Annotated in this window: 22 protein-coding genes; 19 read left to right on the top strand and 3 right to left on the bottom strand. The window is 51.6% G+C overall.

The features are described from left to right. The first annotated feature begins 81 nt into the window (after positions 1 to 81). The 14 genes from MF6394_RS02490 to MF6394_RS02425 all read left to right on the top strand — a co-directional run bounded on the left by MF6394_RS02490 (position 82) and on the right by MF6394_RS02425 (position 13,977). The gene (locus MF6394_RS02490; RefSeq protein WP_078466163.1) at positions 82 to 405 is read left to right on the top strand and encodes a TraV family lipoprotein; all 324 of its coding nucleotides are present in this window, start codon (positions 82 to 84) and stop codon (positions 403 to 405) included. Next, the gene (locus MF6394_RS02485) at positions 393 to 869 is read left to right on the top strand and encodes a hypothetical protein (protein ID WP_078466114.1); all 477 of its coding nucleotides are present in this window, start codon (positions 393 to 395) and stop codon (positions 867 to 869) included. The genes MF6394_RS02490 and MF6394_RS02485 overlap by 13 nt, the downstream gene beginning before the upstream one ends. Beyond that, positions 862 to 3,744 (top strand): VirB4 family type IV secretion system protein, encoded by a 2,883-nt coding sequence (locus tag MF6394_RS02480; RefSeq protein ID WP_078466113.1) that lies wholly within the window; start codon positions 862 to 864, stop codon positions 3,742 to 3,744. The genes MF6394_RS02485 and MF6394_RS02480 overlap by 8 nt, the downstream gene beginning before the upstream one ends. After that, the gene (locus MF6394_RS02475) at positions 3,728 to 4,105 is read left to right on the top strand and encodes a hypothetical protein (protein ID WP_078466112.1); all 378 of its coding nucleotides are present in this window, start codon (positions 3,728 to 3,730) and stop codon (positions 4,103 to 4,105) included. The genes MF6394_RS02480 and MF6394_RS02475 overlap by 17 nt, the downstream gene beginning before the upstream one ends. After that, positions 4,102 to 5,424: a hypothetical protein gene (locus MF6394_RS33710; protein WP_153045995.1), complete on the top strand. Its 1,323-nt coding sequence runs from the start codon at positions 4,102 to 4,104 to the stop codon at positions 5,422 to 5,424. The genes MF6394_RS02475 and MF6394_RS33710 overlap by 4 nt, the downstream gene beginning before the upstream one ends. After that, positions 5,405 to 6,064, top strand: coding sequence for a hypothetical protein (locus tag MF6394_RS02465; protein ID WP_011923001.1), 660 nt, complete (start codon positions 5,405 to 5,407; stop codon positions 6,062 to 6,064). The genes MF6394_RS33710 and MF6394_RS02465 overlap by 20 nt, the downstream gene beginning before the upstream one ends. Continuing rightward, positions 6,061 to 6,750 (top strand): transglycosylase SLT domain-containing protein, encoded by a 690-nt coding sequence (locus MF6394_RS02460; protein ID WP_078466110.1) that lies wholly within the window; start codon positions 6,061 to 6,063, stop codon positions 6,748 to 6,750. The genes MF6394_RS02465 and MF6394_RS02460 overlap by 4 nt, the downstream gene beginning before the upstream one ends. Next, positions 6,719 to 7,516: a sel1 repeat family protein gene (locus tag MF6394_RS02455; protein ID WP_078466109.1), complete on the top strand. Its 798-nt coding sequence runs from the start codon at positions 6,719 to 6,721 to the stop codon at positions 7,514 to 7,516. Before MF6394_RS02460 ends, MF6394_RS02455 begins: the two co-directional genes overlap by 32 nt. A gap of 7 nt (positions 7,517 to 7,523) precedes the next feature. Further along, positions 7,524 to 8,405, top strand: a complete 882-nt coding sequence (traF, locus tag MF6394_RS02450) for a conjugal transfer protein TraF (RefSeq protein ID WP_078466108.1) — start codon at positions 7,524 to 7,526, stop codon at positions 8,403 to 8,405. Positions 8,406 to 8,407: 2 nt separating this feature from the next. After that, positions 8,408 to 9,805: a hypothetical protein gene (locus MF6394_RS02445; protein WP_078466107.1), complete on the top strand. Its 1,398-nt coding sequence runs from the start codon at positions 8,408 to 8,410 to the stop codon at positions 9,803 to 9,805. After that, positions 9,805 to 11,835: a hypothetical protein gene (locus MF6394_RS02440; RefSeq protein WP_078466106.1), complete on the top strand. Its 2,031-nt coding sequence runs from the start codon at positions 9,805 to 9,807 to the stop codon at positions 11,833 to 11,835. Before MF6394_RS02445 ends, MF6394_RS02440 begins: the two co-directional genes overlap by 1 nt. 160 nt (positions 11,836 to 11,995) lie before the next feature. Next, a complete protein-coding gene (locus MF6394_RS02435; protein ID WP_078466105.1) occupies positions 11,996 to 12,946 on the top strand; it encodes a hypothetical protein in 951 nt (316 codons plus the stop codon). 8 nt (positions 12,947 to 12,954) lie between these two features. Beyond that, positions 12,955 to 13,491 carry a hypothetical protein gene (locus MF6394_RS02430; protein ID WP_153045994.1) on the top strand — a complete coding sequence of 179 codons (537 nt, stop codon included), beginning with the start codon at positions 12,955 to 12,957 and terminating at the stop codon, positions 13,489 to 13,491. A 42-nt stretch (positions 13,492 to 13,533) separates the two neighbouring features. Continuing rightward, a complete protein-coding gene (locus MF6394_RS02425) occupies positions 13,534 to 13,977 on the top strand; it encodes a hypothetical protein (RefSeq protein WP_078466103.1) in 444 nt (147 codons plus the stop codon). A gap of 256 nt (positions 13,978 to 14,233) precedes the next feature. Here the strand turns inward: MF6394_RS02425 and MF6394_RS02415 are convergent, their stop codons facing one another. Together MF6394_RS02415 and MF6394_RS02410 are read right to left on the bottom strand one after the other, a co-directional pair. Beyond that, the gene (locus tag MF6394_RS02415) at positions 14,234 to 14,842 is read right to left on the bottom strand and encodes a hypothetical protein (protein ID WP_078466101.1); all 609 of its coding nucleotides are present in this window, start codon (positions 14,840 to 14,842) and stop codon (positions 14,234 to 14,236) included. Further along, complete coding sequence (locus MF6394_RS02410; protein WP_011923011.1) at positions 14,835 to 15,905, bottom strand: ParM/StbA family protein; 1,071 nt, start codon at positions 15,903 to 15,905, stop codon at positions 14,835 to 14,837. The genes MF6394_RS02415 and MF6394_RS02410 overlap by 8 nt, the downstream gene beginning before the upstream one ends. A 1,536-nt stretch (positions 15,906 to 17,441) precedes the next feature. On the opposite strand from MF6394_RS02410, the gene MF6394_RS35095 reads away from it, so the two are divergent. Further along, positions 17,442 to 17,924: a helix-turn-helix domain-containing protein gene (locus MF6394_RS35095; RefSeq protein ID WP_352231495.1), complete on the top strand. Its 483-nt coding sequence runs from the start codon at positions 17,442 to 17,444 to the stop codon at positions 17,922 to 17,924. Positions 17,925 to 18,946: 1,022 nt separating this feature from the next. Here the strand turns inward: MF6394_RS35095 and MF6394_RS02400 are convergent. After that, the gene (locus MF6394_RS02400) at positions 18,947 to 19,279 is read right to left on the bottom strand and encodes a hypothetical protein (protein WP_078466099.1); all 333 of its coding nucleotides are present in this window, start codon (positions 19,277 to 19,279) and stop codon (positions 18,947 to 18,949) included. Between the two features lie 465 nt (positions 19,280 to 19,744). On the opposite strand from MF6394_RS02400, the gene MF6394_RS02395 reads away from it, so the two are divergent. The 4 genes from MF6394_RS02395 to MF6394_RS02375 all read left to right on the top strand — a co-directional run bounded on the left by MF6394_RS02395 (position 19,745) and on the right by MF6394_RS02375 (position 24,019). Further along, complete coding sequence (locus tag MF6394_RS02395) at positions 19,745 to 20,476, top strand: hypothetical protein (protein ID WP_011923016.1); 732 nt, start codon at positions 19,745 to 19,747, stop codon at positions 20,474 to 20,476. After that, a complete protein-coding gene (locus tag MF6394_RS02390; protein ID WP_078466098.1) occupies positions 20,473 to 21,861 on the top strand; it encodes a hypothetical protein in 1,389 nt (462 codons plus the stop codon). The genes MF6394_RS02395 and MF6394_RS02390 overlap by 4 nt, the downstream gene beginning before the upstream one ends. Positions 21,862 to 22,174: 313 nt before the next feature. After that, positions 22,175 to 22,774 carry a hypothetical protein gene (locus MF6394_RS02380; protein WP_078466097.1) on the top strand — a complete coding sequence of 200 codons (600 nt, stop codon included), beginning with the start codon at positions 22,175 to 22,177 and terminating at the stop codon, positions 22,772 to 22,774. 12 nt (positions 22,775 to 22,786) lie between these two features. Beyond that, a complete protein-coding gene (locus MF6394_RS02375; RefSeq protein ID WP_078466096.1) occupies positions 22,787 to 24,019 on the top strand; it encodes a hypothetical protein in 1,233 nt (410 codons plus the stop codon). Positions 24,020 to 24,048: the final 29 nt, after the last annotated feature.

Raw genomic sequence — 24,048 nt, 5'->3', positions numbered from 1 at the left:
AGCACTATGACTTCAATCCAAATCCGCCTTCCAGCTACACGGCGTGCAAATCTCGTACGTGACAAGAGTGAGCCAAAGACCATGCAGAAGCTGATTCTTCTTTCCTTCTTGGCAATGGCCCTCACCGGCTGCGCAACTGATGAAGAACCGTTCCGGAACAGTGCAACCATGGATCAGATCTACGACACGGTTAACTCCTCTGGTGGCGCTGACACTGTCCGGTTGCTGCGTGAAGGGTTGCGCGCCAGGCCTGAACTTGGTTCAAGCGATCCCTACTATCCAATCCGAAATCCAGATGTCGTTGCACCTGTATGGGTAGTGCCATATGCCGACAAGCGCACAGGCGTGAAGCATGGCGGTCGCTGGGACTACGTGATCATGGAGGAAGCGGGATGGGCAAACTAATCCTGAGCCTACTGTTTTTACTTGCCCCAATTGCTCAAGCCGAAGGGATCACGCAATACCACAAAGATGCCATTCGTGAGTATTACGAGAAGCAGATCCTAGGGAGAGGCCAGGACCTCACCGTTCGCCAACCCGACGTTGATCTTTATCGAAGAATCTTTACGAAACCCAACGAAGTTGACACCCGGCCGCTACCCCCACCGGATCAAATTCCTTGGCCTCAGATCTTCAAAAAACAAAATCTGACTCTAGGTGAAATTCTTAACTTGGCCTCGGCCGCAAGTGGTTATGAAACGGAATTTGACCCGGCGATAAACCAGAACGAAATCGTGCTGATCAACACATCACCGAATTCGCTTCGTGACATTGCTGAATACGTTTCCCGGGTCAGTTCAGCACGCATCACTGTTTACCCCGAATCGCGACTGATTACTGCAACACAGAAGGTATCAACGAATGGCTAAAAAGTCTGATCTGCACCTATACGACTCTGAGCTAGCTGGCCTGGGTCGTCGCAACTATCAAGGCGGCATGCCAATTCAACTGCTGTCCGATGCCTTCCTATACGAGCAGCAAGGTCGCTATTTCCATACGCTGGATGGTCGGTTCGCAAAGATTTGGAAGATTTCCGGTGTGGATGCGTCCATGTTCAACAACGACATGTTGTTTGATGTGACCGGCAGTTTCTCGGACGTTCTGAACAAGTATCCAGCGGGAAGCACCGGGCAGTTTCTGCGACATACACATCGCGACATCCGCCAGATCATGGGGCTCTATCAAGATCAGATTGACCCTGAAGCCGGTGAGTTCGCCGCCGCAATCGCCCACTCCATAATGGACCGGCAGTTTTCGGCTGCGACATCGGCCAATGGATTCTTCGGCGATGCCACTGCGGCCACTCTGAAAAAGATGCAGGACGATGCTCTTGCGGATCTTGAGCAGGACGAGACTGATGAAGATGTCCGGGCAACTGCGTCTGAAGCAATCAAGCGCGAGGTACGGGAAGGCCGCTTCCCCTTCGTAAACGATTTCTACATCGTGTTCATGTGGCAGCCTGAATACATTTTCGGGAAGTTTTTTGACACTACCGTCAAAGCAGCGCTAGCTTCGGTAGGGCTAGCAGACGCAAACAAAATGGCTGAGCGTGCCTATAACGGGCACGCTAAGATTTTTGGTCAGTATTGCACTGAGATCGAACAAGCACTGGCTACCTATGGCTTCCAACCTGAGGTTTTGACTGGTCAAGGCTACATCAACCTTCACTATGGGCTGATGAACCCTGTCCGGAGCTTTGAAATCGAGCCACCGAAGTACAGGGCTGACATACCAATACTTGATGCGCTGGATAATCCAGACATCGTTGAAACCCGGGATAACCTTGCTGCGACAGCTACCTTTGCGCATGTAGAAACGGAGCCTAACGGCTGGACAATTCACGACCGCGGCGTCCCGTACTACATCCGTCCTGTGTCCGTTATGGGCAAGCCGATTCGCAGCGCACCTGGCATGCTCCAGGTAGCCATGGCTGGGATTGAATCCGAAAGTCTAATCACAATGAACTGGAGCGTTCCACGCGCTGTTGTCGTGACCAGCCGGCTAGCTATCCGCGGTCGAATGATCGCGGCTAAGGAGTCGATGCGCGTAGGGGACAAAGAAACCCGTGAACGGCAGCGTAGCGACCTTGATGCTGTAAGGAGCAAGGTGTCCTCAGAGAACGCGAGCAACCGGGAGCAGTTTTTCGACCTGTCTGTTCACATCAATCTGATGGGATTCAACAAAGAGATCATTGACGACCAAGCCATGTCGCTTGAGCGTCGGCTGTGGCGTATCGGTCACAAAGAAGTATTGCGTGGGGATGCTGTGGTCCGTAACAGCATGCCATTTAATTTCCGCCAGACCAGCATGAAACTGCTGAAGCGAAGCATTCCTCACCTGACGGAGAGCGTTTCGCACATGGCCCCAATGTTTGTTGAGTACCAAGGAGTACCCGACCCTGCGATCCTGATGAACAATCGTGCTGGTCAGCCGATCTTCTTGGACCTTTGGGGTAACAGCGTCAACACAGCTCACTCGTTGATCTGCGGGACCACAGGCTCAGGTAAGTCATTTACTTTCAACAATTTGTTGATGGCCCTGAGGGTGAAATACAGACCGAAGGTCTGGATCATTGACAAAGGTGATTCGTACGAAAGCCTTTGTCTGGTGTTGAATGGTAATTACGTCCGCCTCACGACCGAGCGGTTTGTTGAGCCCGTCTCCGGCCGCACAATTGACCCAATCTGTATTAATCCATTTGCCCTCAAGCGTGATGAGAATAATCGCAATGTGAAGCCCGAGCTTGACGAGATTTTCTTCGTCGCACGGATGCTGATCATGATGATGGAGGCCGGGGACGGCTCAGGGTCCACCAAGTCCAATCTAACCAAGGTGACTTCATCTCTCCTATACCAAGCACTTGAGGAGTTTTATCGTGACTGGGTTGAGACGCGGCCTATGGATGAGCCGCGCTTCAGGGACTTCATCCCTCACCTGATCAAGACAAATTTCCATGAGCAGAAAGGTGAGGTTCTCGCACAGAACCTGACGCTGTACTACGGCACTGGTCCGTTCGCCGCCATTTTCGATGGCTACTTGGATGTTGATTGGGAAAACGATTTTACGGTACTTGAAACACAGCGCATGTCGAAGTCCCCTGCGCTTGGCATTGTGACATTGGCTCTATTCCGCCAAATCGACTTGTACTGCAAGTTCAAGCTCGATCGCAGCCGTAAAAAGGTGGTTGCTGTCGATGAGGCCTGGGCAACACTGTCCGATCCGAACGCCGCAAAAGCCTTGTCCAGTTTTTATCGTGAGTTGCGCCGTTATGGTGCTGGTTGCTTGCTGATAAGCCAGACGGTTAAAGACTTTGTGAACCTGATCAAAGCAGAGACGAGCGGTGGTGGCGACTCGCAAGACGGAATTCTCGAGAACACTAGTCATTACTTTTTCCTTGCCTGCTCGGAGTCTGACTACAGAGTTGCCAAAGAAGAACTCGCATTCACCGACGAAGAAATCGATCTGTGGCGCTCTCTAGCCTCGCTGCCTCCGATGTATTCAGAGGTGTTCTACAGGATGCGGACCAGCCAGAGCCTCTATTACTCAGGTGTATTTAGACTCTTTTCAGCCCCGATGACTTTGTGGATTGCAAGCTCGCACCCTGATGATTACCGGATGCGAGAGCTTAGGACTGAAGCAATCGTAAACGAGCAAAGAATTGAATCGTCGGTCGCCCGCCAGCAAGCAATCATCGACCTATCAAAAACTCACCCATACGGAGCACGTTATGGCCAAGTTGTTTAAGGCTGCCGCCCTTCTATGCATCGCCGTCACGGCTGGGTGCACTGATAAATACGAACCTCGCGAAACGATCGTTGACACCGAAACCAAGCCAGTCAAAGAAATGTACGCACCGAATACTGAACTCGAGCGCCGCGCTTACTCCGAAGGAGTGAGCCAGGTACTAACGGACATGAAAGGAAAGATGCGGGCTCGCGAGCGCTTCACTTGGGATGCCCCACTAGTTCAATGCGGAGTGAAAATCCCCGCACGTGTCGTCAATGGGATGTTGTCACCCGAACACGAAGAATGCGTACAAATTGCCCCAGGCCGCTTCTCCGAAGAGGCGCCTACTTACCTTCCCCTGCTCGGATCAGAAAAATGAGTGAACAAAACAAACCAGGCGGTCTCGGCGATCTGATCGGCAAGATCAAAAGCGGTGCAGCAACTATTGCGGCAAGCACGAAGAAGCCTCGACGAGACGCAGGCACCGACGCAGACGCTGATAACGTTGAGGTCATTGAATCTCAGGACGCCCCACGCCCGCACATCGACGATTACAACGATCCGCTCCTCATTGACCCACAGGACCAGGCTGTACCAGCAAAGCCAGATCCAAAGAAGATGTCGTTAAAGAAAAAGCTCGTGCTTGGGGCCGTGGTTGTCGCCCTTGGTGTTATGGCTAAAAACGGTATTTTCACACCGGTTGCGATTCATCAATCACCTCCAGAAACACATCCGTCCACGGCCGATGCGAGTGCGCATGAAGACAAGCCATCGCTGCCACAAATGCATGATGGTGGTTTGACTGCCGGGTTACCTACCGCACTTGGCGAGCAAGCAGTTGTTGATCCGGCGATTGGAAAAACACTGGACGAATTGCAGCTGGACGGACAATTGCAGAAGCCGTTGGTTGCTAGCGGCAAGACTGTTTCAGCGCAAGATTCAGGGTCAATACCTGCTGACGGTTTTGGCTTTCCTGCCCAGCTAGCCAATGAGCCACCACCTCTTGAAATTGGAGCAACAGCCTCACAGCCGAAGGAACAGCTTCCTTTGCCAAGCGGAGCAAACAGCCCATTCGCCGCTGCTCCAGAGGTAGCGCCGGAACCAATCACTGCTGGTTCGGGCTCACCATTTGGTGAGATGCCTGTGGGGGGAGAAACACCCCCTAAACTAGCCTCACTTTCAGCTGAAAAACATGACCCTGTTTTGGGTAGCACTTCACTCCAAAACCCGGATAGTAGTCAGAAACCGAGTCTGCAGAAAGACGCGGCTGATGTGACGAAGATGAAAGCTCAGCTTGCTCAGAAGGACAATGAAATCAAGTCCCTCAAAGATCAATTGGCAAAGAAACCAGGTAGCAACATCAAGCCTGCCCAAGCCAAACCTGCTGTAGCTCACAACCCTAAGCACTCGGCCCGCGTTGCACAACGATCGCCCACCAAGGCTGTACCGCCAGTGGCGAAGGTTGTCTCGAGACCAAAACTCTGCGTGAAAGCAGTAGCACCACCAGCGCGTAATTGCACCACGTGCGTAGCTCATGCGTTCGTAGTCGATGCCGGCGCGGAGAATATGGTGGGCCAAGGCGATTTCCTCGATGGATATCGCGTTGCAATCACCGGTGATCGTCTCGATTTGCAGAACTCGGATGGCCAAGTAGTCCATAAGTTCTGGAGTTCTCCAAATGGGTGCCCGTCGATTTAACATTCATGAGCAGATCAGCAGCGCTGACGAGCTGTTTTTGGCGCGACTAGCTGCTGAGGTCTCAGAGTGTCATTTCCGTGCACCTAACCATGTCCCCGTGCGCTGGGGAATTCCCAGCGCAAGCGAGGCAGACGAACCCAAGCTACATCCAGGCGATCTAACTCAGGCCCAGCTATGTGCCCTGGAGGCCGCAGTAGTTCTGTTCGTAAAGCAGGACTATGTAGCTGCCAAGAGCGCGCTTGAGCCGTTCGTTGCTATAAATCATGAAGAAGCATCCAAGCTCTACATCAAGGTCCTTCAAAAGCTACGTGTAGCTGACTGGGACAAAATTGCCCGACGCATCAACCGCGTTAGCACCGACACTCTGTTCGTACCAGCCGGAAGTACGGAAGTGATTGATGGCCAGAAGGTCATCCTGATTCATCAAGGCTTGAGTAAGTCCTTAGGTCATGATGCCCCCAGGTGCGTTGTCAAATATGTGACCCATCACGAAATGCTCCACGAGCAATTGGGTACAAGCCCTGAAGACCCCCATCCTCCCCTTTTCAGGCGTCTTGATCGAAGCTTTCCGGAGCGCGCCAGAACCATCGCTTGGTTGCAGAAACACAGTTTCCATACCATCGACGGAGTACGGGTGTGATTCGATCCATTGTCGCGCTTGCACTGGCACTTAACGCTGCTAATGCAATCTGCTCACCTTATGACTCGATGATTGATCGTGCAGCTCGAAACCACGGCGTTGATCCAATCGTGCTGCGTGCGATAGCAGCGCATGAGTCAAACAAAAACCCATGGACTTTCAACGCTGATGGAGAACCTTTCCGCTACCAAGATAAAGAAACCGCAGTAAGAGTGCTCTGGTCACTAACCAAAGCACCTTGGATGGTCAAAGCCATCTCCTTGAAAGGAGAGCGGTTCCGCCGGTTCTTCACCTCTCAGGCTAGTGCGAATTCTTATGCGAAAAGCATTCGAGATTCAGGTCGACTGATTTTGCGGGTAGATGACAGCAAAGTGGTCAACAAAGGAGAGGTGCGGGTTCGAGCACTAAGACTAATAAATACAGATATAGGGATTGCTCAAGTTAATTACCGTTGGAACGGTCAAGGAATTGCGACTGTTCAGACATGGTTTGATCCGCATTACAACCTTGAATTCGCAGCGACTCGTATTGCAGAACTTAAAAAGAAGCACAAGAACGAGATCGAGGCCGTTGGCTATTACCACTCAGCAACCCCGGTTTACCGCAAGAAATATCTCGAATATTTCATACCAAAGTACAACGAGGAGAAACGACTTGCGACCGTATCTATGGCTGCTGCTCGCTAGCTTCATTTCAACCAATGTAATGGCCAGCGTTATTGAGCCCACTACCGACCAAAGAGTCGGCGAAGGCATCATGGCTATTCTAAAAGGCGAAAAACAGAAAGCATGGGACATCCTTTTTCCTGAGGCCAAGAAAGGCAACATTATTGCCATGTATCACCTTGGTGATCTAATGCTGAGATCTCCCGAATATCCGAATAATCTGGAGCGAGCAGCTACTTTTTTTAAAGCTGCAGCTGATCGAGGACATAAGGGTAGTGCTGCAATGCTATCTCAGGTCCAGGGAATGCTTGGCCAGCGTGGTCAAACACCAACAATTGGCGGTGCAAGCGGTGTTCCAGTACCGAAAGATATTGAGGGCGCAAAACAAGCATACGCGCGCATGCAGTCACAAATCGGTCGGTTTGTTGGCGACCAACGATTGGTTGAACCGGTTGCAACCATAAAGATGTTCATCACCGAAAATGCAAGCAATGTTGCAGAGTTAGTGAAGATATCAAACGATGCTAAAGCCCGATTTGGGGAAAAGGTTGACTTTCAATATTATGTATTAATTGATCAAGCTAACTGGAATCCTCGACGTGTTTTTACTCCAGCATCGGGAAATCTTCCGTTGACCGGATTCCGACCTGATATGAACGGCTCTGAAGCACTGAAATATGGTGTCCGCTCAACTCCAGCTATCGTGCTAGTCCCTCAAAATGGACAACCAAAAATATTGAGCAATGCTCAGTCTGTAATCACCGAACTGTCTGCTGTTCTTAGGTAAGGAAAGTATGAAAACTTCAATTAAGATCTCTCTCGCCTTTCTGGTTGGATGTTTTGTCTCCAATGCACCTTTCGTACTTTCCGACGCATCAAGTCCAAATGAAGCGTTGTCAAACGCTATCGCAGTAGCGATGGCAAAAGTTGACAAGTACAACGATGATCGTCAGAACGCTGAAATCGACAAGCTTCCAAATATTCTCGACTGCCAGAATATGGACTGGATGAAAAATTGCTCTGAGTTGAACCGGAACGCGAAGAAGAACCCACAAGCGCCTATGCGAATGATTGGCAAAAATGGTGTGGAGTTTAACTTTCAACCGGGAACGCCAAGCGCCGTAATCAACCTTCAGCTCAACCAAACCCCTGAGGCGGCATCAGAGCTTGTCTCTTATATGGATAAAACCTGGGGTGAGTACCACAAGTCCGCCGAACTCTACAAAATGGCAATGTGGCAAAACGGAGACCTGAAAAACATTAAAGGACTTGATGCTGCTACTGAGAAGGCTAAGGAAGTAAAATACATAGATACCGACAACGTGAGTATGTCTGTGTTCGTAGAGTCAACCTGCCCTGTCTGTGAAAAACAGCTACAAATCCTTTCCACTGTCCAACAAAAATATCCAAAGCTTAAAATAAAGATATTTCAACTTGACGGTGATCGTGATGCCTTCACAAAGCATGTAACTCAACGAGGATTGTCTGGACGCGTACTTTCTCGCGAAGAACGTATTAGTTTGCAAAAGCTGGGAGTGACATCATGGCCAATTTCATGGATCGACAACACTAAGGTCAACAGACGCAAAAGTATTGTCGGTAACAGAACACTTCGCCAGCTTGAAGATCACTTTCAGGCTATGACATATATCCAGCCAGAGAAGAAAGGCGCATGAAAATGAAATCACGCTATATCAAATCGATCCTCGCGCTGACAGTCTCTGCTGTGATGTCAACAAATACTTTCGCAGCGTCAATTGATTTTGGGGCTGACGGGTCGGACTCTCCCTGGACACGCCGCATGGACGACGTTACAGGCCTGTTTGGTGAATCCGTGAAAGGGAGCGCGGTGAACGACGCGAACAAAGGAGGCAGCTTTTCCTTCGATACCTTCACCCCATTCCAAGACCAGCGGACTTCAGTAGTAAATGGCTACGGCGCTACTGAAGTTGGCGTGGGTTGTAATGGGCTCAATCTTAGCACTGTACTAGATGGTCAACTGGGCCAGTACCAGGAGATGGTTGAACAGTTCATCCAAAATGCTCCGGCGCTTGCCATCATGTATTTAGCCTACAGCCAGCCGACCATCAAGTCTGTGATCGACCAGCTTAATAGCGTTGGTCAGTTTGGCTTGGACCTCTCAAACATGACCTGCTCGGGCGTACGGTCTCTGGCCGACAAGGCATATGACGAGAAAAAGCAAACCCTAGCTGAAGCCGACTGTACTGTGGACGAGGGCTATAAAAGCTCAAAATGCATGGCAGGTGAGGGTTTAACCGGATCTCTTCTCAACCAAATGGGGGAGTTCAAGCAGAAAACCTCCGATCGCGCCAACGCAATGATGGGAAAGGTGTCGAGCGCTACTGGCGGGCTGGTTGGTTGGAATTCCTCTGTCTCGGGCGGAACAAATAAAGGCGCTGGCACTGGGTCTGGAACAGGAACCGGCGGCACTGGCTCAGTTAAAGCTTCTGTTAGCGGTAAATCATGCAGCAATGACCCACAAGATGGTAGCGCCGGCCTGGTGCTCGCGGCATCGGAACTTGGTTGTGATGACATCAAGAAATATGGTGGCCTCGTACCTTCGTATGGTTTCAACAATGATGCTGCCTCGGTAACCCCGCGCACTGAAAACATTGAGAACCTTTCGAAAACCCTGACCACTGAATACATGGACCTGTACAAAGCTGTTTACTCTGCAGATGCCGCATCCTTCAAAAATACACAGGCATATAAAGATCTGATCTCTCGAGCTGACATCGTTGTCAGCGAGAACGAACATCAATACATGCGAAACCTTGCCAGATCGAGCCCGGCCATGTTCATTTCAACAGAGCGCCAATTATCAACGCTCGGAATGATGAAAGAGCTGGACGACGTAATTTCCAAGATTGAAATTGGCGTTTCAAGCGGTATCGCCAATCAACCTGATAACGTAATCCTGAGTGATGAGGTTATCAGCCGCACTAAAACCTCTGTTGCTGGCCTTCGCCAACAATACATCGCCCTTCAGGCACGAATCAAACACGATCAAGAACGCAACAAAGTATTCGCGAGTGTCCAACAGGTAACGAACTAATGTCAGACTCGACTGATATTGAAAATTTTGACTACCTACAGATCGTCAATTCCAATTTTGGCGATCTTGTTAGTCATTACATCAACATGTGGCAGGCTTATAACCAGTCCTTCACTGTGGCGGCGATGAACCTCTGTCTGTGGGGAGGACTTGCCTGGGTAAGTATTTTGACCCTGAAAGCACCTGCAGATAAGCTCAAGACAGCTGCGAGCGCTATAGGTGTTGTACTTTTGGTTGCCATGCTCCTACAGCCAGGTAACTATAAAATTGGGCCCGCTGGTGGAAGCGTAGGACTATCGGCGGGTGCTGGCTGGTCAGTTTCAATTATTGGCAATATTTATCAGCTTTTCAAATCAGCTCTGGATAATGTAAATAAAGAAACGGCAATGAGCCTGGCATTTGAAAATGCTTATCATGTGACAAACGAGGGGACACTCAAGAAATTCGCCAATAGCCCTGTAAAGGATATGTACCAAGACTATATAGATAAATGTCAAGGTGCGCTGTCTGCTACGGCTGGTAGCACCCCAGATACCCGGCTCGTAGGACAATCAGTTGGTCTCTACGGTTCAACAATGATAAACCCTGTTGAAGTGAGTCAACTTAGCAAGGAGCAGTATGAAGAAATGGAGGCTGGCAACAAGGTTGGAAGTGCATCGCCGATGAACGTTCTTGGCCTTGGGTTATCAATCAATTCATGGAGAAGGTATTTCGCAGACAGCGAGGTAGCCGATAAGGTGGACGCCGGCAGAACCGCACTACTCAATATACCTGAAGATCAGAATCCGTTCCGAGGCAATAATGTCAAACCCGGGGGCTATCTTTTACCTTCAAAAGAGTATTGGGTAAGACAGTATTTCCCATCCAAAGCAAATGAAGGCGCCTCGGAGTTCGATAAAACTACTGACAATGCCGATAGCTCAATGTATAGCAACCCACAGCTAACTGAGGGCTCATCGGTCGCCGCGGGACAAGAAGTTAGGTTCTACCCTAAAAACTGCCTCCAAATGTATGGCATGGTGACAAAGGCCGTTCAGAATTGGACTGATGCAATCAGAGAAGAGGTTCCAATGGCTCAAAGATCCTCATATATGAGAGATCAGACTGAAGCCCAGACCCTCATGATCAAAAACATAAACAATATGATTGAGCAGCGAGATAAGTTTTCAGATAGTTCGCTTCCTATTATTGGCTCTGAACGCCGTAATGGTCAGGACATGAACTGGGGGATCAGCGATGCAGCTGACAGCATAATGACCAAGATCCAGGACGTCGGCAAAGCATTTAAAGAATGGATGCTTACCTTCAAGGTACCTGCAATGATCAATGGCTGCGCCATGCTCGCAGGGATGATGGTTGTGCTCTTCCCGGTGATATGTGTATTTGCGGTTTTTGTTAATCCGAGCATTCTGATTAGCTTTGTTAAAATTCTTAGCTTTGCTTTCATGATCCCATTCGTCAACAACCTTTGTTTAACAATGGCTGCTACATTGCTTGCAATGAATGGGGAGCTGATGACAGGGCTAACTTCGGGCAACATTTATGAGAACTATCCCCTGCTCATTTCAGCAGGCTCTGCACAATATATTATCTTCATGGCTTTGACTGCTGTAGAGATAGTTATTGCTAAAATGCTGATTTGGGATGATGTCAAAGGTCTTTCAGGATTTAACCCAGCCGGCGCAGCTTCTGGAATGGCCGCAACCGGTGGTGCTGTGATTGGTGCAGCAGTCAAACTCGGCAGTGCTGCATTGAGTCTCGTTGGTGGACCGGCCAAGCTTGCTGGCGCCCTCGGGCGAGTTGTCTCGGGAGCAGGTTCGGCAGCTAACGGTGCAGCAGGCGCAACAACTGGGGCTTACCGAGCTACAAATATTGTCCAATCGCTCCCGAAAGCTTCTGCTGGATCAGCCTCCCAAGCCAGCAAAAGGCTCGCTAAGCCAAGCTCACCGCCTCCAAAACCTAATCTCCCCGCGTTGCCGCCCCCGACCCCACCGGGTCCAGATACTCCAAAGGGGCCAAACAAGCCCTAATCAAAGCCCGCGCGAGCGGGCTTTTCTTTGCCCGAGCCGTTCACGTTTGGTACTGATCAAGGAAGCCCTTCATAATCCCATCCCATTATACCTGCGCTGAGACTTGGAATCCTGGGCTGACCTGTTAAAACAGTTCGTGTCCAGATCACGGAGATGAATTATGAAAAAATTAATGGTTGTGGCACTGATTGCAGTGGCGATCGCAGGTTGCGGGGACTCATCGAATCCGACCTCCACGAAATGGATCGGCGGAAGCGTCGTCGACCAACCAGAATTCCGGTTGCCAGGCTCGACCTTCGGTTTGAAGAGCGTACAGGATTCCAACGCTCAATCCGGACAAGCTTGGTTTTTCGAGAAAGCCAATTGGAAACCGAAGGGTTGGTCACTGTGGGTCGCTTCCAACGTGTATTCGGACTACAAGGCGCCGAAAAATGATTTGAGCATGCTGCAACATGGGTTTGCTCGAGCAGATTCGGCAGCCGAGCGGTCTAAGAAGGAAAGCTTTTTTATCGGTGGGGTGAGCAAGTGGCTCAAGGAAAATCACGTAGACGTTGAGCTCAACTTCCTGGGCTACGATGGTCTCCCGCAATCCCTGATGCAGAGCAACGATGCATACAGAGGTTTTTGGTTGACCTGGAACAACGAGCCCTGTGAAAAAGCTTTTCGTATGTGCGTGGACAATTACTTTGTCTCGCCTGTATCCCGCCTGTCTGGAGGTGAGCGCTTGGGCTACAAGGACTGGATCAAGCCATACCTGAACCTTGGGGAAGGCGACACGGCTGTAGGCCGCAAGTTTGTGATCGATTCGTGGGGCGGGATGGAAGACGAAAAAAGTCCCTTTTATGACATCTGGCCTACTATGGTCTTCCTAGTGAATCCTGAAGGTGTTGTTACACGTGCCTGGCTTCCTCAAAAAAATGACGCGGCCACGGTTCAGCGCGTTCAGGCTGCCATTGTTGCTGATGTTGGTGGGCCTTACGCCAAGGTGGCCGTCAGTGAGAAAGCGGACTCAGCACGACCACCAACCCAAGGCTACTATGGACAGCACTACATCGAGACCGGCGTGGGCAAGGTCCTAGAAACCTTCCAAGAGATTATGAACTCGAAATGATAGGCGCAGTGATTTTCACGGTTAATGACAATGTGTATCCCTCTTACTGCCTAGACTCACTTGGGAATTTGATTCGCTGTGACGAATCTGGACCAGAGCTGGGTCTGGTCCCATTCGGCGTTCAACTAGTTTCCACCGCTGACGAGTTAGTGAATCCTTTTCCATGGACAATCACAATAGGTGCCGTGCTTGAACGTCTGACCTTTGTAGCGCGCATCCAGGGTGAAGTTAAACGCGCGTACCGAGATTTCGAATTGGTCTCGGCCACAGCCCCCTTCGTACCACACATACCTGTCTCAGAGGGCGAAGATGTTGTGATCCAGGCTATCGACTTGCTGCCAAGTCTTTCAGCTGCTGACGCAGTGGCGGTCCGTGAGCAACTAGCTGCAAACGGGATTTTCGAAATTCCGTTTATCTCGAATTTCGATGCTGGATTCCATGAGGCAGCAGGCGCTGGGCTGAGCGTTCCGCCTATTGAGTATGTGACAGCTGGTTGGATGTCGAGCATGAAGGTATACCGTAAAGCTCTAGTTCGATCTGCCTAATTTGCCCCGATCCAGACCGTGCCACCACCTAGAAATCAAAATATGTTGATCCAGATTCGGAGCAAGAAAGAGATGCAAACCTATAACGTTGATGTCGGCTATCTTCAGGAGGCGGACGCATTCGATGTCAACCATCTGCTGCCTAACTGGCTCCCAAGTGCGAATATCTTTCTCGCGCGCTCGGCTTCACAGGCGAAGGTCGGTGTATTCGGGTCGCTGTCGCAGCTGGACTTCAATCTCTGGCTTTCAGATCTCGCACTGAGCCTTCCCGAGCATACAGGCGTTTCTCTTGATCTCGTTCTGTCCGAATCTCAGGGTGTGGCTCACGTTAACTACAGCCTGGTTGACCGTATCCCCAACATAGACCCCCCTATCGAAGCTGATAATCCAGGCTTTCTCAACTATGCGCTGACCTGGTTCAGATCTCGGCGTCCGAATGTTCGAATCTATGCAACTGAAGGTCTATTTTGGGTGGAAGGGTTTTGATGATGTCTACTGCAGCAGCTCCAATTCACACTATGGTGACCACCCTGCTCAACAACTTTGTAGAGGGCGTGACCGTTTTATCGGTCACCCAGGAGGCGGTCAAGGTTCTCCCCCATACTCAAGCATTACCACCACTTCTCACATGCGACGGTACACCGCGACAGTTGGCCCGTGTTCTTGATTGTTTCGTTCGTTGGGATGGCGAGGTGAGAGTTGCAGCCCTCCTGGACGAAGGGCTGCTGGACGTATGGGTTATCTAGGAGAAATCCATAGGTGGCAAATCAGCCAATGGATCATCCACTTCCACCTGAATTACCAACGCTTCAACCGGTGGCTTCGTTCCAGTTGTGAAGTTGCCCGGAGCAGGTTCAATGCTGGCCTGATCTACGCTGGACACGACCATAGCAACTGGTCTCGCCACAACCTCCCTTTCGATTTCTGCACTTACACCCATCTTCGTGTTGGCCAGGTCGGTCGATGATCCGTCTGTGACCTTTCTACCGAGCAGCGCCTCATTCAGAGCATCGTTAACCTTACCCGGATCAGCTTGCCTAAATAGTTGATGACGGTTCAGTAAGTTGATGATCGCTTGCCCCTTGACCCCCCTCGGAAGTGCCCGATACAACGCATATAACTTCGGATACTTCTCTGCCGACAGTGTAAATTTTACGTTCTGAAATTCACCGCCGTCGGCTACGTTGTAGTCGGCCTCAGAAATGGGGCAAAAGCTCAAGCACGCTTCTGACATAGCCAGCACAACCTGATTACCAGCTTGTCGGGGGTATTTTGCTAGGACCTCGACAAGGGCTTCATGCATCTCTGGATAAAGCCTTTCCCGGATCACAACGCTCTGGGTCTCAGCCACGCTGAGCTACCTTCATCCGGGCCTGCTCCTTGAAGTTCTGCGTTACGTAAAAACGATGATAGCCACGCACGATCGAGTTCTCAGGATCCTTGGCCATGTAGATCACCGTGTTGATATACGTTTGGAGGAGTTTCCTCCCCAGAACAATTGCACCACCACCAGCCACCACCATACCGGCCATGAAGTCAGTCTTCCCCCAGACGGTGTTGATACACCGTACGACCACGTCATCTGCGAACTCTTGCCGTGCAGGTAGGCTGATGGGATCAATATCGATCCTGGATCCGCGCCACGGGATGAAGCCTTTCCTCAGCCAGGTATCCATCGTGTACTCAGTAGTCTGAGCGTCGAGAGAGAAATCCTTAGGCAGTCGGGACTTTGCCGGCAGGATAGTATTTAGTGCATCCACCTGCTTTAGCTGTGTAAACAGTTTCTTGTGGATGTCAGAAACCCCGCTAGATTCACCCCAACGTAGCTTATCGTCAGAACTCACCTTGCCGTCGACGAATTGTCCGGCATCTGTGGTGCCCTGGCCGATATCAATAATTCCAAGTTTCCCCTCCATCACAACACGGGGATCAATGACTTTCCCTTCCGGATCCAACAGTTCAGGGTCGAACCATGGGCCAACGTATTGTGGTAGCACATTGACGCTTGCTGGTTGGTAACCTTCTTCGATAGCCCATTTTTTGAGATCGGAGGCAAACTCGTTGCGGCGAAGCTTGAAAAACTCAGTCGGCAGCCCCGTCACGATGATCGGATTTTTCTGACCAACCTCTTTCAAGACCTTGAGGAACAGAACCTTAATGCTTTCTGAACTGTAATAGCTCGAGTCAGTGCTACGGGGGGCAGCACCATCTTCCCGGCAGTCATCGCCGATGTAGAAAGATCCGAACTTTGTCTTGAAAGACTCACGGGTGAAGCCACCACCCAGGCCTTGGTTCGATTGAGCAGGTGCAACAAGTGACGCAAAAGACCCTCGAATTTCGCCAGCACCTGCGATGTAACTGGTGGTGCCGTTACCAAGGTCGATCGCAATCAGCTGTTCGATAGAATGAGACATTATTTTTCCTTCTACTCAGAGTAGCGCTCGGATAAGGACTCTCAACGAGCCCCACTCTTCCAGAATCGTCACCATATTTTTTTGGTGTCTGTTGATGCTTCCCGAATGCTTGCCTAGATGACAGTGAGAAATCAGCTCGGCTGTCAGCCATGGCGTTGGCTTTCGGCTTGGTCTAGTTGATATGACAGCAGACAAATCGGCCTCAGTTGGAGGGCGACCCAGTGAGAGCGCAAGACGCTCTCGTACCTTCTGCTGGTTTAGCCTTTGCTTGTAGCTGCTGACATCTCGGCTACTTCGCTTACCTGTCCGGCGGTCGAAGTATTCAACCACCCTGTATCGCGGCTCCGCAGGGGACAGCGGATCGAGAGCAGGGCATTCACGCCTGCAAATGATCGACCTGAATCTTACCGGTTGTCGCGCTTCATTGAACTCAAAAGCTAGCTGATTTAATTCACTATCCAACTCAAGGTACTTCTCGATCAAACCGGCAGCCTTAGCGCTTCGGGTCTCGCAGGACACTGCCAATGCCGAGATCCACTCATCTAGCCCGGAAGCCTTTGATTTCGGAACAAGGATCCCGAGATCATTACCAGGAAATGCATTCACCCAACGTACCGCTCGCCTCGCTGCATTGAGGAACAATTCAAGGTCTCTGGAAAACGATTTAGTCCTTTTGGCACCGAGGATCGGAGTCATGTGAGCAAGACGTGCCTCCACTGTCCTCAATGAAACGCGGTGGAAATCGCCATCTTTCTTTGTTCCCTTCGACAGGTACACCTCTACACACGAAACCCGCCCAACCTTCTCGCTTGCTCGCCACATCCACATTAATGACCAGCCATCCTGAGAGCGTCTCTGTGCCCAGCCTCCTTCGTAGGACCTAACCTTGTCAGCAAGTTGCTGAAGTGTAGTTTGGACAAAAGCCATCTGGTCGACGATCCCCATCAAGAGGTGCTCTCGCCTCTCTGTCATCTCGGCGAGCTTTTGAAGGAACGGACCTGCCAGCTCAACATCACGAACATTTCTACGCACAGATCAACCTCAAAACTGTGGTTATTGCTGTTTACGACCAATACGGTGTCTTAGAGAGCACTGCAAAATCCCTTTAGGCACTCGTAGCGCACCTCCAAAGCCCGGCAGCACCTTCTGACACACCTAAGCAACACTACTGACTGCCCACTGATGCCCCAATCACATAGGTATAAGCATTCGAACGCAAACGTCATACGCCCTCGTAACGCCTGACTAAAACCCACTGGCACACGACAATTATCCCCTTATTGCCCAGCAACGCACCTCAAAAGCACCATACGAAATCCATTAGTCAATTCCGGTTGTTTTTGGACTCATTTAGTGTCGGAATGCACATTACGGATATGCCGATGGTGCTCCCGGCCGGCTGCATCCGACAACATAGAGTAGGCGGGAAATTAGTTAAATCCCCGTCTAATGTAATAATACGGGCCCTTCTGCGATTCTGATAAATCCGATTCTATTTCAACGGGTTATCACAAATGTTCGAAAATGAGTTCTTGAATGCCAAAACGCTCTAGCCAAAAGCACCACGCTCCACAACCAACTGATCAGCTGAGGGGGTCTGAGGTCAGCTCAATCCTCGGAATCCACCGCAACACACTCCAACGCATGGTTGCTCTAAAAACTCTTGAACATGACGGAGAGACAGGGGGTGGTCGGCGGTATTGGCTTAGGTCCTCTGTTGATGCTTACCGCCTCGGAACTCTGACGACTGCAACTGTGTGGTACATCCAAAGCAGTCTTCTACAGGAGCTCGTGGTTAAGGTTCAGGCAGGTCACCGAATCCTCGGTCAGACGGCAGCTAGCATTCCGCTTGCCGCGACGAGCCGAGCTGGATGCCTATCTCTGCTTCTTACGTTCATTGAGAAGAGCGAACCTCATGCCATTGCGCTTCCCGCAAATGCTGCCGGCCTACCAACTGCAGCAGTAATCACTGAGATATGTCGCACTCACGGCGTGCCCGTCATTTTGTTCCCTTGTTAGGCGGCAGCACTTCGATTGCAAGCAAGAGGTTTGGAGAACAACGATCCCATAAGAGGCGGGGGGCGCACTCAAGGGGTCTTAACTGATTGGGTCGATGGGGTGCACATCATTGCTACTGGTGGTTACAGCCCTGCTTTTCTCGCTGGAGAGCCCGTGATCATTGCTAAGGGCTGTAACGGTAAAGACATGAGCATCGTGCATTGCCTGAACTCCCTGAAGACAGGGGAGGCAAAACGCTTTCTTTGCCGCCAGGGTAGGGCCGGGCGTTGGAATACCCTTGAGCGCGTTTACGACCTTACGTACCAAGGTAGACCCAGCCGGCCTGCGGCACTCCTCCGTTCCCAGCAGACAAAAGATGTCAGTGATGCTCTACACGATGGAAAATCGCATCAGCCAAGAATGACCTTAGCTCGCCAACCGACACCTCATAGAGTCAGTACCAGACAGCCAGGTTTCATCATCACAACGCTCACACTAGGTGATGCATGGGTCTTTAGCTTTTAGCTCGCGCTCGGCGAAAGAAGGCCCATTTCACGAATGACCTAATAGGGCAACCTGTTCAGCGGCTGTGACCATCTACCGATCACTCAGTATCAGCCACCATAAGATTTGGCTCATGGCATAGGCTGCGCCGTAGGGCTCGAGCCCTCCCCCATAACTAGATCGGTCTGCGACCCCTCAAAGAAGGCAGGCTGCGGCGCGCACTCAGTTGGTGTTAGGAATATTCGGGATTCGTCAGATCCGATTAGTGACAACCGTGACCTGCAAGAAAGATCCAGCAGCCCGTGACAAGCTCCAAACCCTCAAGCTGAGATCCCTGGCTATCCAGGTAGGCTATTAAGTTCGGAAATCGGAACACACTAGAGAGGCAACTCAAGCACCTTGAGCCGATACGGCCACTCTCGGACTACTCGCACCCACCAAATGGCCAGAGACAGCCGAGCCGGTGTCGGTATAAGTCCCCGCAGCCCACGTCACTTGTTTGCGCTGTGGAATCAGGCCGCCGGCTGATATCGGAGCCGCTAGTGAAGAACGGCACCTTTGGGACATGGCTTCATCGGGAGGAGCGTATCGCTGTCACCACTTGCCCGATAAACATCAATCAACATTTGAACGAGTTCGCTCCCAGCACCAGCCTGGCCATTGAGGTGATGCGCTACCAGGTCCATCGAGTCGCGCGGATCGGGCCCACTCCAAACAATCTGAGCACTGACCTGGCCGCCTTCGATATAGAAGAAGCTAACGAGAACAGTATCAATGCCCTCTTTGATAGCTGCCCAGCCATGCAGTCGATTCTGCAAAGCAAATCCCGCTTGACGAGCCGAGCTAATGGCTTGGTGATACGCGTTGATCATGGTTACTCCTACAGGTGATGAGCGCACCTTAACGTCACGTTCGTGAATTCCAAGAGCAGCGACGAACGGTAGTACATTGCCACCATTGAGCATCTTGTGGCCATTGGTGTGCCATCAACGCCGGGTTTCAGGCGTCAACTTCCTTACGGGACAGGGTCTGTAGCGATTTACAAGCTGAACGTCATTGCACACAGTTGGGTACCTGATGTCTCACTTTGCCTCCAGCTCAACGCTTTTGACTGAAAAATCACGCCCTTTTTAGAGTTGCCTGTCCCATCCGCGCCCAATAGAATCGCGCTCAATTACTTCGGTACACACCTACGGGGCGTCCGAGGAGCCAAGCGGTTGAGCATTGCTCACCGTATGTAGAAGGGGGTCGGTGGCTGTCGTGGCTACCGGACAAAGCAAATTCCAGGGGACTGGATTTGCGCTTAGGAGCCGATCGTATGATCGGAGGAGGGAGGCATGCGCCTCGTTAGGAGCAACTGGCTCGCCGGGCTTACCAGCGACCAGTTCTTAAGTCTTGACCCGTGGGAGTTCGTCATTCATGTCGAATCCCAACAACAGTGGGTAGCTGAAATCCGCTCGAAGCTTTCTGTTCGTCTAACGGACGAGGAGCTTCTTCAGATTCTGTACCCGGGCATCTATGACGCCACAAAGAGCGCCATCAGAAACTACGCTGCCGGCTCCCCTGACGGACGCGGGTTGTGCTTGATCGGCTACGCCCTCTCTTACATACGTAAGTACGGTTATGCCCGCGTCATCGATGAGGTTCCAGGTTCTGGCGCATTCAACTTTGCGGATCTCGACGGCTTAGACTATGCGCCGCGCGCTCATGGTCTAGAACCTGATTACCTCAACACTGCGTCCAACTACACTGACAGCCTGTCGGCACTACCCCAGTTCCTGTCCGACGGCATCGTGCTCAGTGATGAAGGACTGCAGAAGCGCCATGCTCACGTTGAGACGCTGCGCAGGTTTCTGACACATCGTGAACACCAGATCCTCCGCCTGGCTGTTCTTGAGCAACATTGCTCCGTAGACATGAGCTCGATGCTTGGGCTTAGTGAAAAGCAGGTATGGAAGGTACGTCGCCAACTCAAGGTCAAACTCGGTGAAATAGCGATTGACCAGGGCATCTGCCCTCGCGTCGTCGCAAGCCTGAGAGGGAAAGAGACGGCGGCGGCCGGCGAATGAAGCAATCAATCACAGACTTCATCAAAGACGCCGTATACCCGAAGCTAGATGCAGTGGATCGTGGCCTTCTTAATCACCTGCACCCCAAAAAGCTATCAGCCAATGGCTCCTATGTCCTCGACTGTCCAGCCTGTGGTAAAGACCGCGCTTTCTACTACCCATTCAGGTCCGGGATTCAGTGCAATCGTAAGGACAACTGCCCAAGCCCATACACGCCTTTGTGGGACGCCCTCGCCCAGAACGGCATGAGCAACGGCGATATCGTCAAAACCCTTTGTGAGTCCGCAGGTGTTGAACCCCCTGACAACCGGGACAACGAAGCCAAGCAGCAGTCACGCGCAGCCAATGGTGGTCGCCCTCCCCTCACGACGGGCCAGGCAATCATTCTGGTGACTCAGCAACTGGCTCAACGCAACAAGGGGATTCTTGACGAATTCCAGCAATCCCGAGGGTATACAAACGAGGTCATGGCTACGCTGCGCCTCGGCGTATTCACTAACAATGATGAAGTGCTTTCGCTTCTTCAGGCTCACGGTGTTACCCGGGAGCAAGCCCGTTCTATTGGGATCGTCAGCTTTGAGGATGAAACCCCTTCATCTGTCTGGTCGGGGATGGAAGGTCGAGTTATCGGTTACTGGCCTCACCCAGACGGCGAGGCCCGTATCTGGGGCAGGATCCCATCAGGACAAGGTGAAGCCAGGTCTAATCCGAAATACCGTTTTTCACCAAAATCGTCCAAAGATATCCCTTACCTTTTCAAGCAGCGGCAGAAGTCCATCCTGGTTTGCGTGGAAGGGACGTTGGATGCTTGGGCTCTGCAGCTCATCAAGGTTTGGGGATGCGCCATTGGGCAAGCATCAATTAACTCAGCCCAGGCCGCATACCTAGCCAGCCAAGGAATTACAGAGGCCGCTCATATGGTCGATGGCGATCATGCCGGCTATGAAGGTGCACTATCGTCGATCCGTGAGGCTGAAGCCGTTGGCATAACCTTGAGCATCATAGCGCTTGGCCGTGGCATGGATGATGCCGATGCCATGCGAACAGCTGGTCGTGAAGACGCACTCAAAGCCCTGATCAACTCAAGGATGAATGCAGGTGAGTATATGGCCAGATATTGTGCCTCTTTACTCGACCAGCCCCTTCCTGACCTACGGCGCGTAGCCAAGATACGAGCCATTGCCAATGGGCTTACCACTGCCTCCAAGCGTAAATGGCTGGATTTCAGCCAGAGCCTAGGCATCGCCGCCGATGAAGAATCTGATGCCCTACGGGCACTGAGCCATCTGGTCTCGGGTGGTCTCACTTTTGAAGAAGCCTCTGGTGTTATTCGCCGCAGGACCGGATACCAAATCACCATCACCAAGGATGCCGCTCATGGCTGAGTCGAGCTCACAGGGGTCGTCATCCGGCCCGATAGTGAAATCTCTCAAGATCGTGCTCTTTGTCTTTCTCGTTATCTTCGTTGCGAAGATATACCTGAGAGCTCCTGAGTATCGATACGTCGAGGTTTGTTACTTCCCGCAAAAAATATTCCAACTCGCTTGGATTGATGCTTGGGGTTTGTTCGTCCCTGACGACAGCGCCAGCTACCTGAGTCACGCAAGTGACGTCAGCGACTTTTTTCGCTCATGCACCCAACAAGCTGCTGGTTGGGAATGGCTGAGATCAATTGGCACTCACCAGTAAGGTAACCCCATGGCTAACGAAACTACCCAAGTCCGCAACACCGCGCCTCAACTTCCAGAGCGCACCCTACGCATTGACGGCGAGCGTACCGCGGCGATGTACACCCTGGCGATCCGTGTTGCACGGCTCGACTCGCGTTTTCGTGAGCTTGCAGGCAACCCCTCCGTGGAAGGTCGCAAGCAATATCGTTCGGGCAACGAAGGCTTTGCTCGGGCGCTCGGTGAGTTCGAAGACGCTCTCATGCAGATCGAGAAGGACGTGGATATGAATTCACGCCGCAGCGGTCGCCAGAGTAAAGGGCAGCCACAACGACGCGAGCCTCAGGCGCGCCCACAGACTGCTCCACAAAAGAATTCAGCTGCGCCGGCGGCCACTACTACGCCCACAGCCGAATCTAAGCCTGCGCAAGGTCCCAAGCCTGAGGCTAATGGTTCGACTGCCCCTGCCGGCGAAGCACCCAAAACCCAGGCCAAACAACCGCAGAAGCCAACTCAAAAACCTGCTCAGCAGAATGGTCAGCCACCTAAAGGCCAGCAAGCAAAACCGCAGGCCAAAAACCCGCAGCAGCAGGCTAAGCAAAAGCCTGATGTAGCAACCGTCACCTTATAAGGGAGCTGGACAATGAGCAGCTGGAACAATATTAAAGACGCGAGCCGGATGCTTCCGGCCTGGTTCACCCCATTTGTTCTTGCGGGGGCAACAATTGGTTTGTACGTGATTGCCCGCTACATGACTGCGGAAAAGCCTGACGAACTGGTTGGTTTCGCAACAATGTCTGCCATTGTCCTGTCGCTTCTTGTCGGGTTTGTATTCATGGTAAGTGCCATCGCAAAAGCGAAAGCTGGCAATGTCGTGTCAGCGATCGGCGAAGGCTTTCAACGTGGCCTAACATTCGTATGGGTCACTTCGGCCGTTTGCCTCTGCGTTTACGTCTGTGCCACCCCGGCATACCGCTTGGTCACACAGAACATTTTCTATACCGTCACTACCATCGGAGTTGCTTGCCTTCTTGGTGTCGGTTACTGGGCATCAGGACTTCGGCCAAAGGCCCAGGCTCATCAAGATCAACTTGGTGGCGCAATGAGCAGCGCAGTCGCTCTACCACTTTCATTTGCCCCAACACCAGAGCAACGGCCGGCATTTCAGGTGACAATGGCAGACCAAACCCGGCTCATGATTCATCAAGCGGCTCGGATCATTGCCTACAAAGGCAGTAACTGCTTGATTGCAGACTCATTCAGCGCTCACCTTGACATCAACACTCGGACTGCAAAGATCTTCACAGATCTTAACCTCCTCTCTACTTCAGACATGGTTTTCTGGCGAATGCACATGCTGATGATCGGCAGTGCCGCAGAACAGCGCATCATGAATACGTCTTCTGACGCAGCGCTTGATGATCTTCAGAATTTCGACGAGCTTTGTCTGCGCTACCTGCAAATGACAAACAAGGGGAATTTCTTCAAACCAGTGTCGGACCACGAAGTAGTGATGAAGGCTAACCGTTTGAATCTGTTGCGGGGGAACGTATCGCAACGTTGCCACGCAGCAGTGGTACAGAACGAGCGCCTCATCCTTGAGCTGGTCAAACTGATGCGTGGCCGCCCTACCCTGATGTACATGGACCTCAAGCACATTCTTGATCGCGTTGAAATGCCTGCAGACTTCCCTTCTGCTGAGTTCGACTCGAACGAAGCAATGGAGCGCGTGCTGATGCAGCTTACCTTCGACGAGCCAGATGACATCCAGGGCATAACAGAGCACAGCGACATTTCAGAGGGTAATTTCTCTGAACCTGTGAAGGACAATGTCCATCACTTCGCCCCCCCGGCCGAGAAAACCTTTCGAGCCTGATCTCAGTAAATTAAAAGCCCCAGATGCTG

This window comes from Pseudomonas sp. MF6394, assembly GCF_002018845.1.
Lineage (GTDB): Bacteria > Pseudomonadota > Gammaproteobacteria > Pseudomonadales > Pseudomonadaceae > Aquipseudomonas > Aquipseudomonas lactis.
The sequence above is the reverse complement of the archived record's forward strand: the minus strand, read 5'-3'. Positions and strand labels throughout refer to the sequence as shown.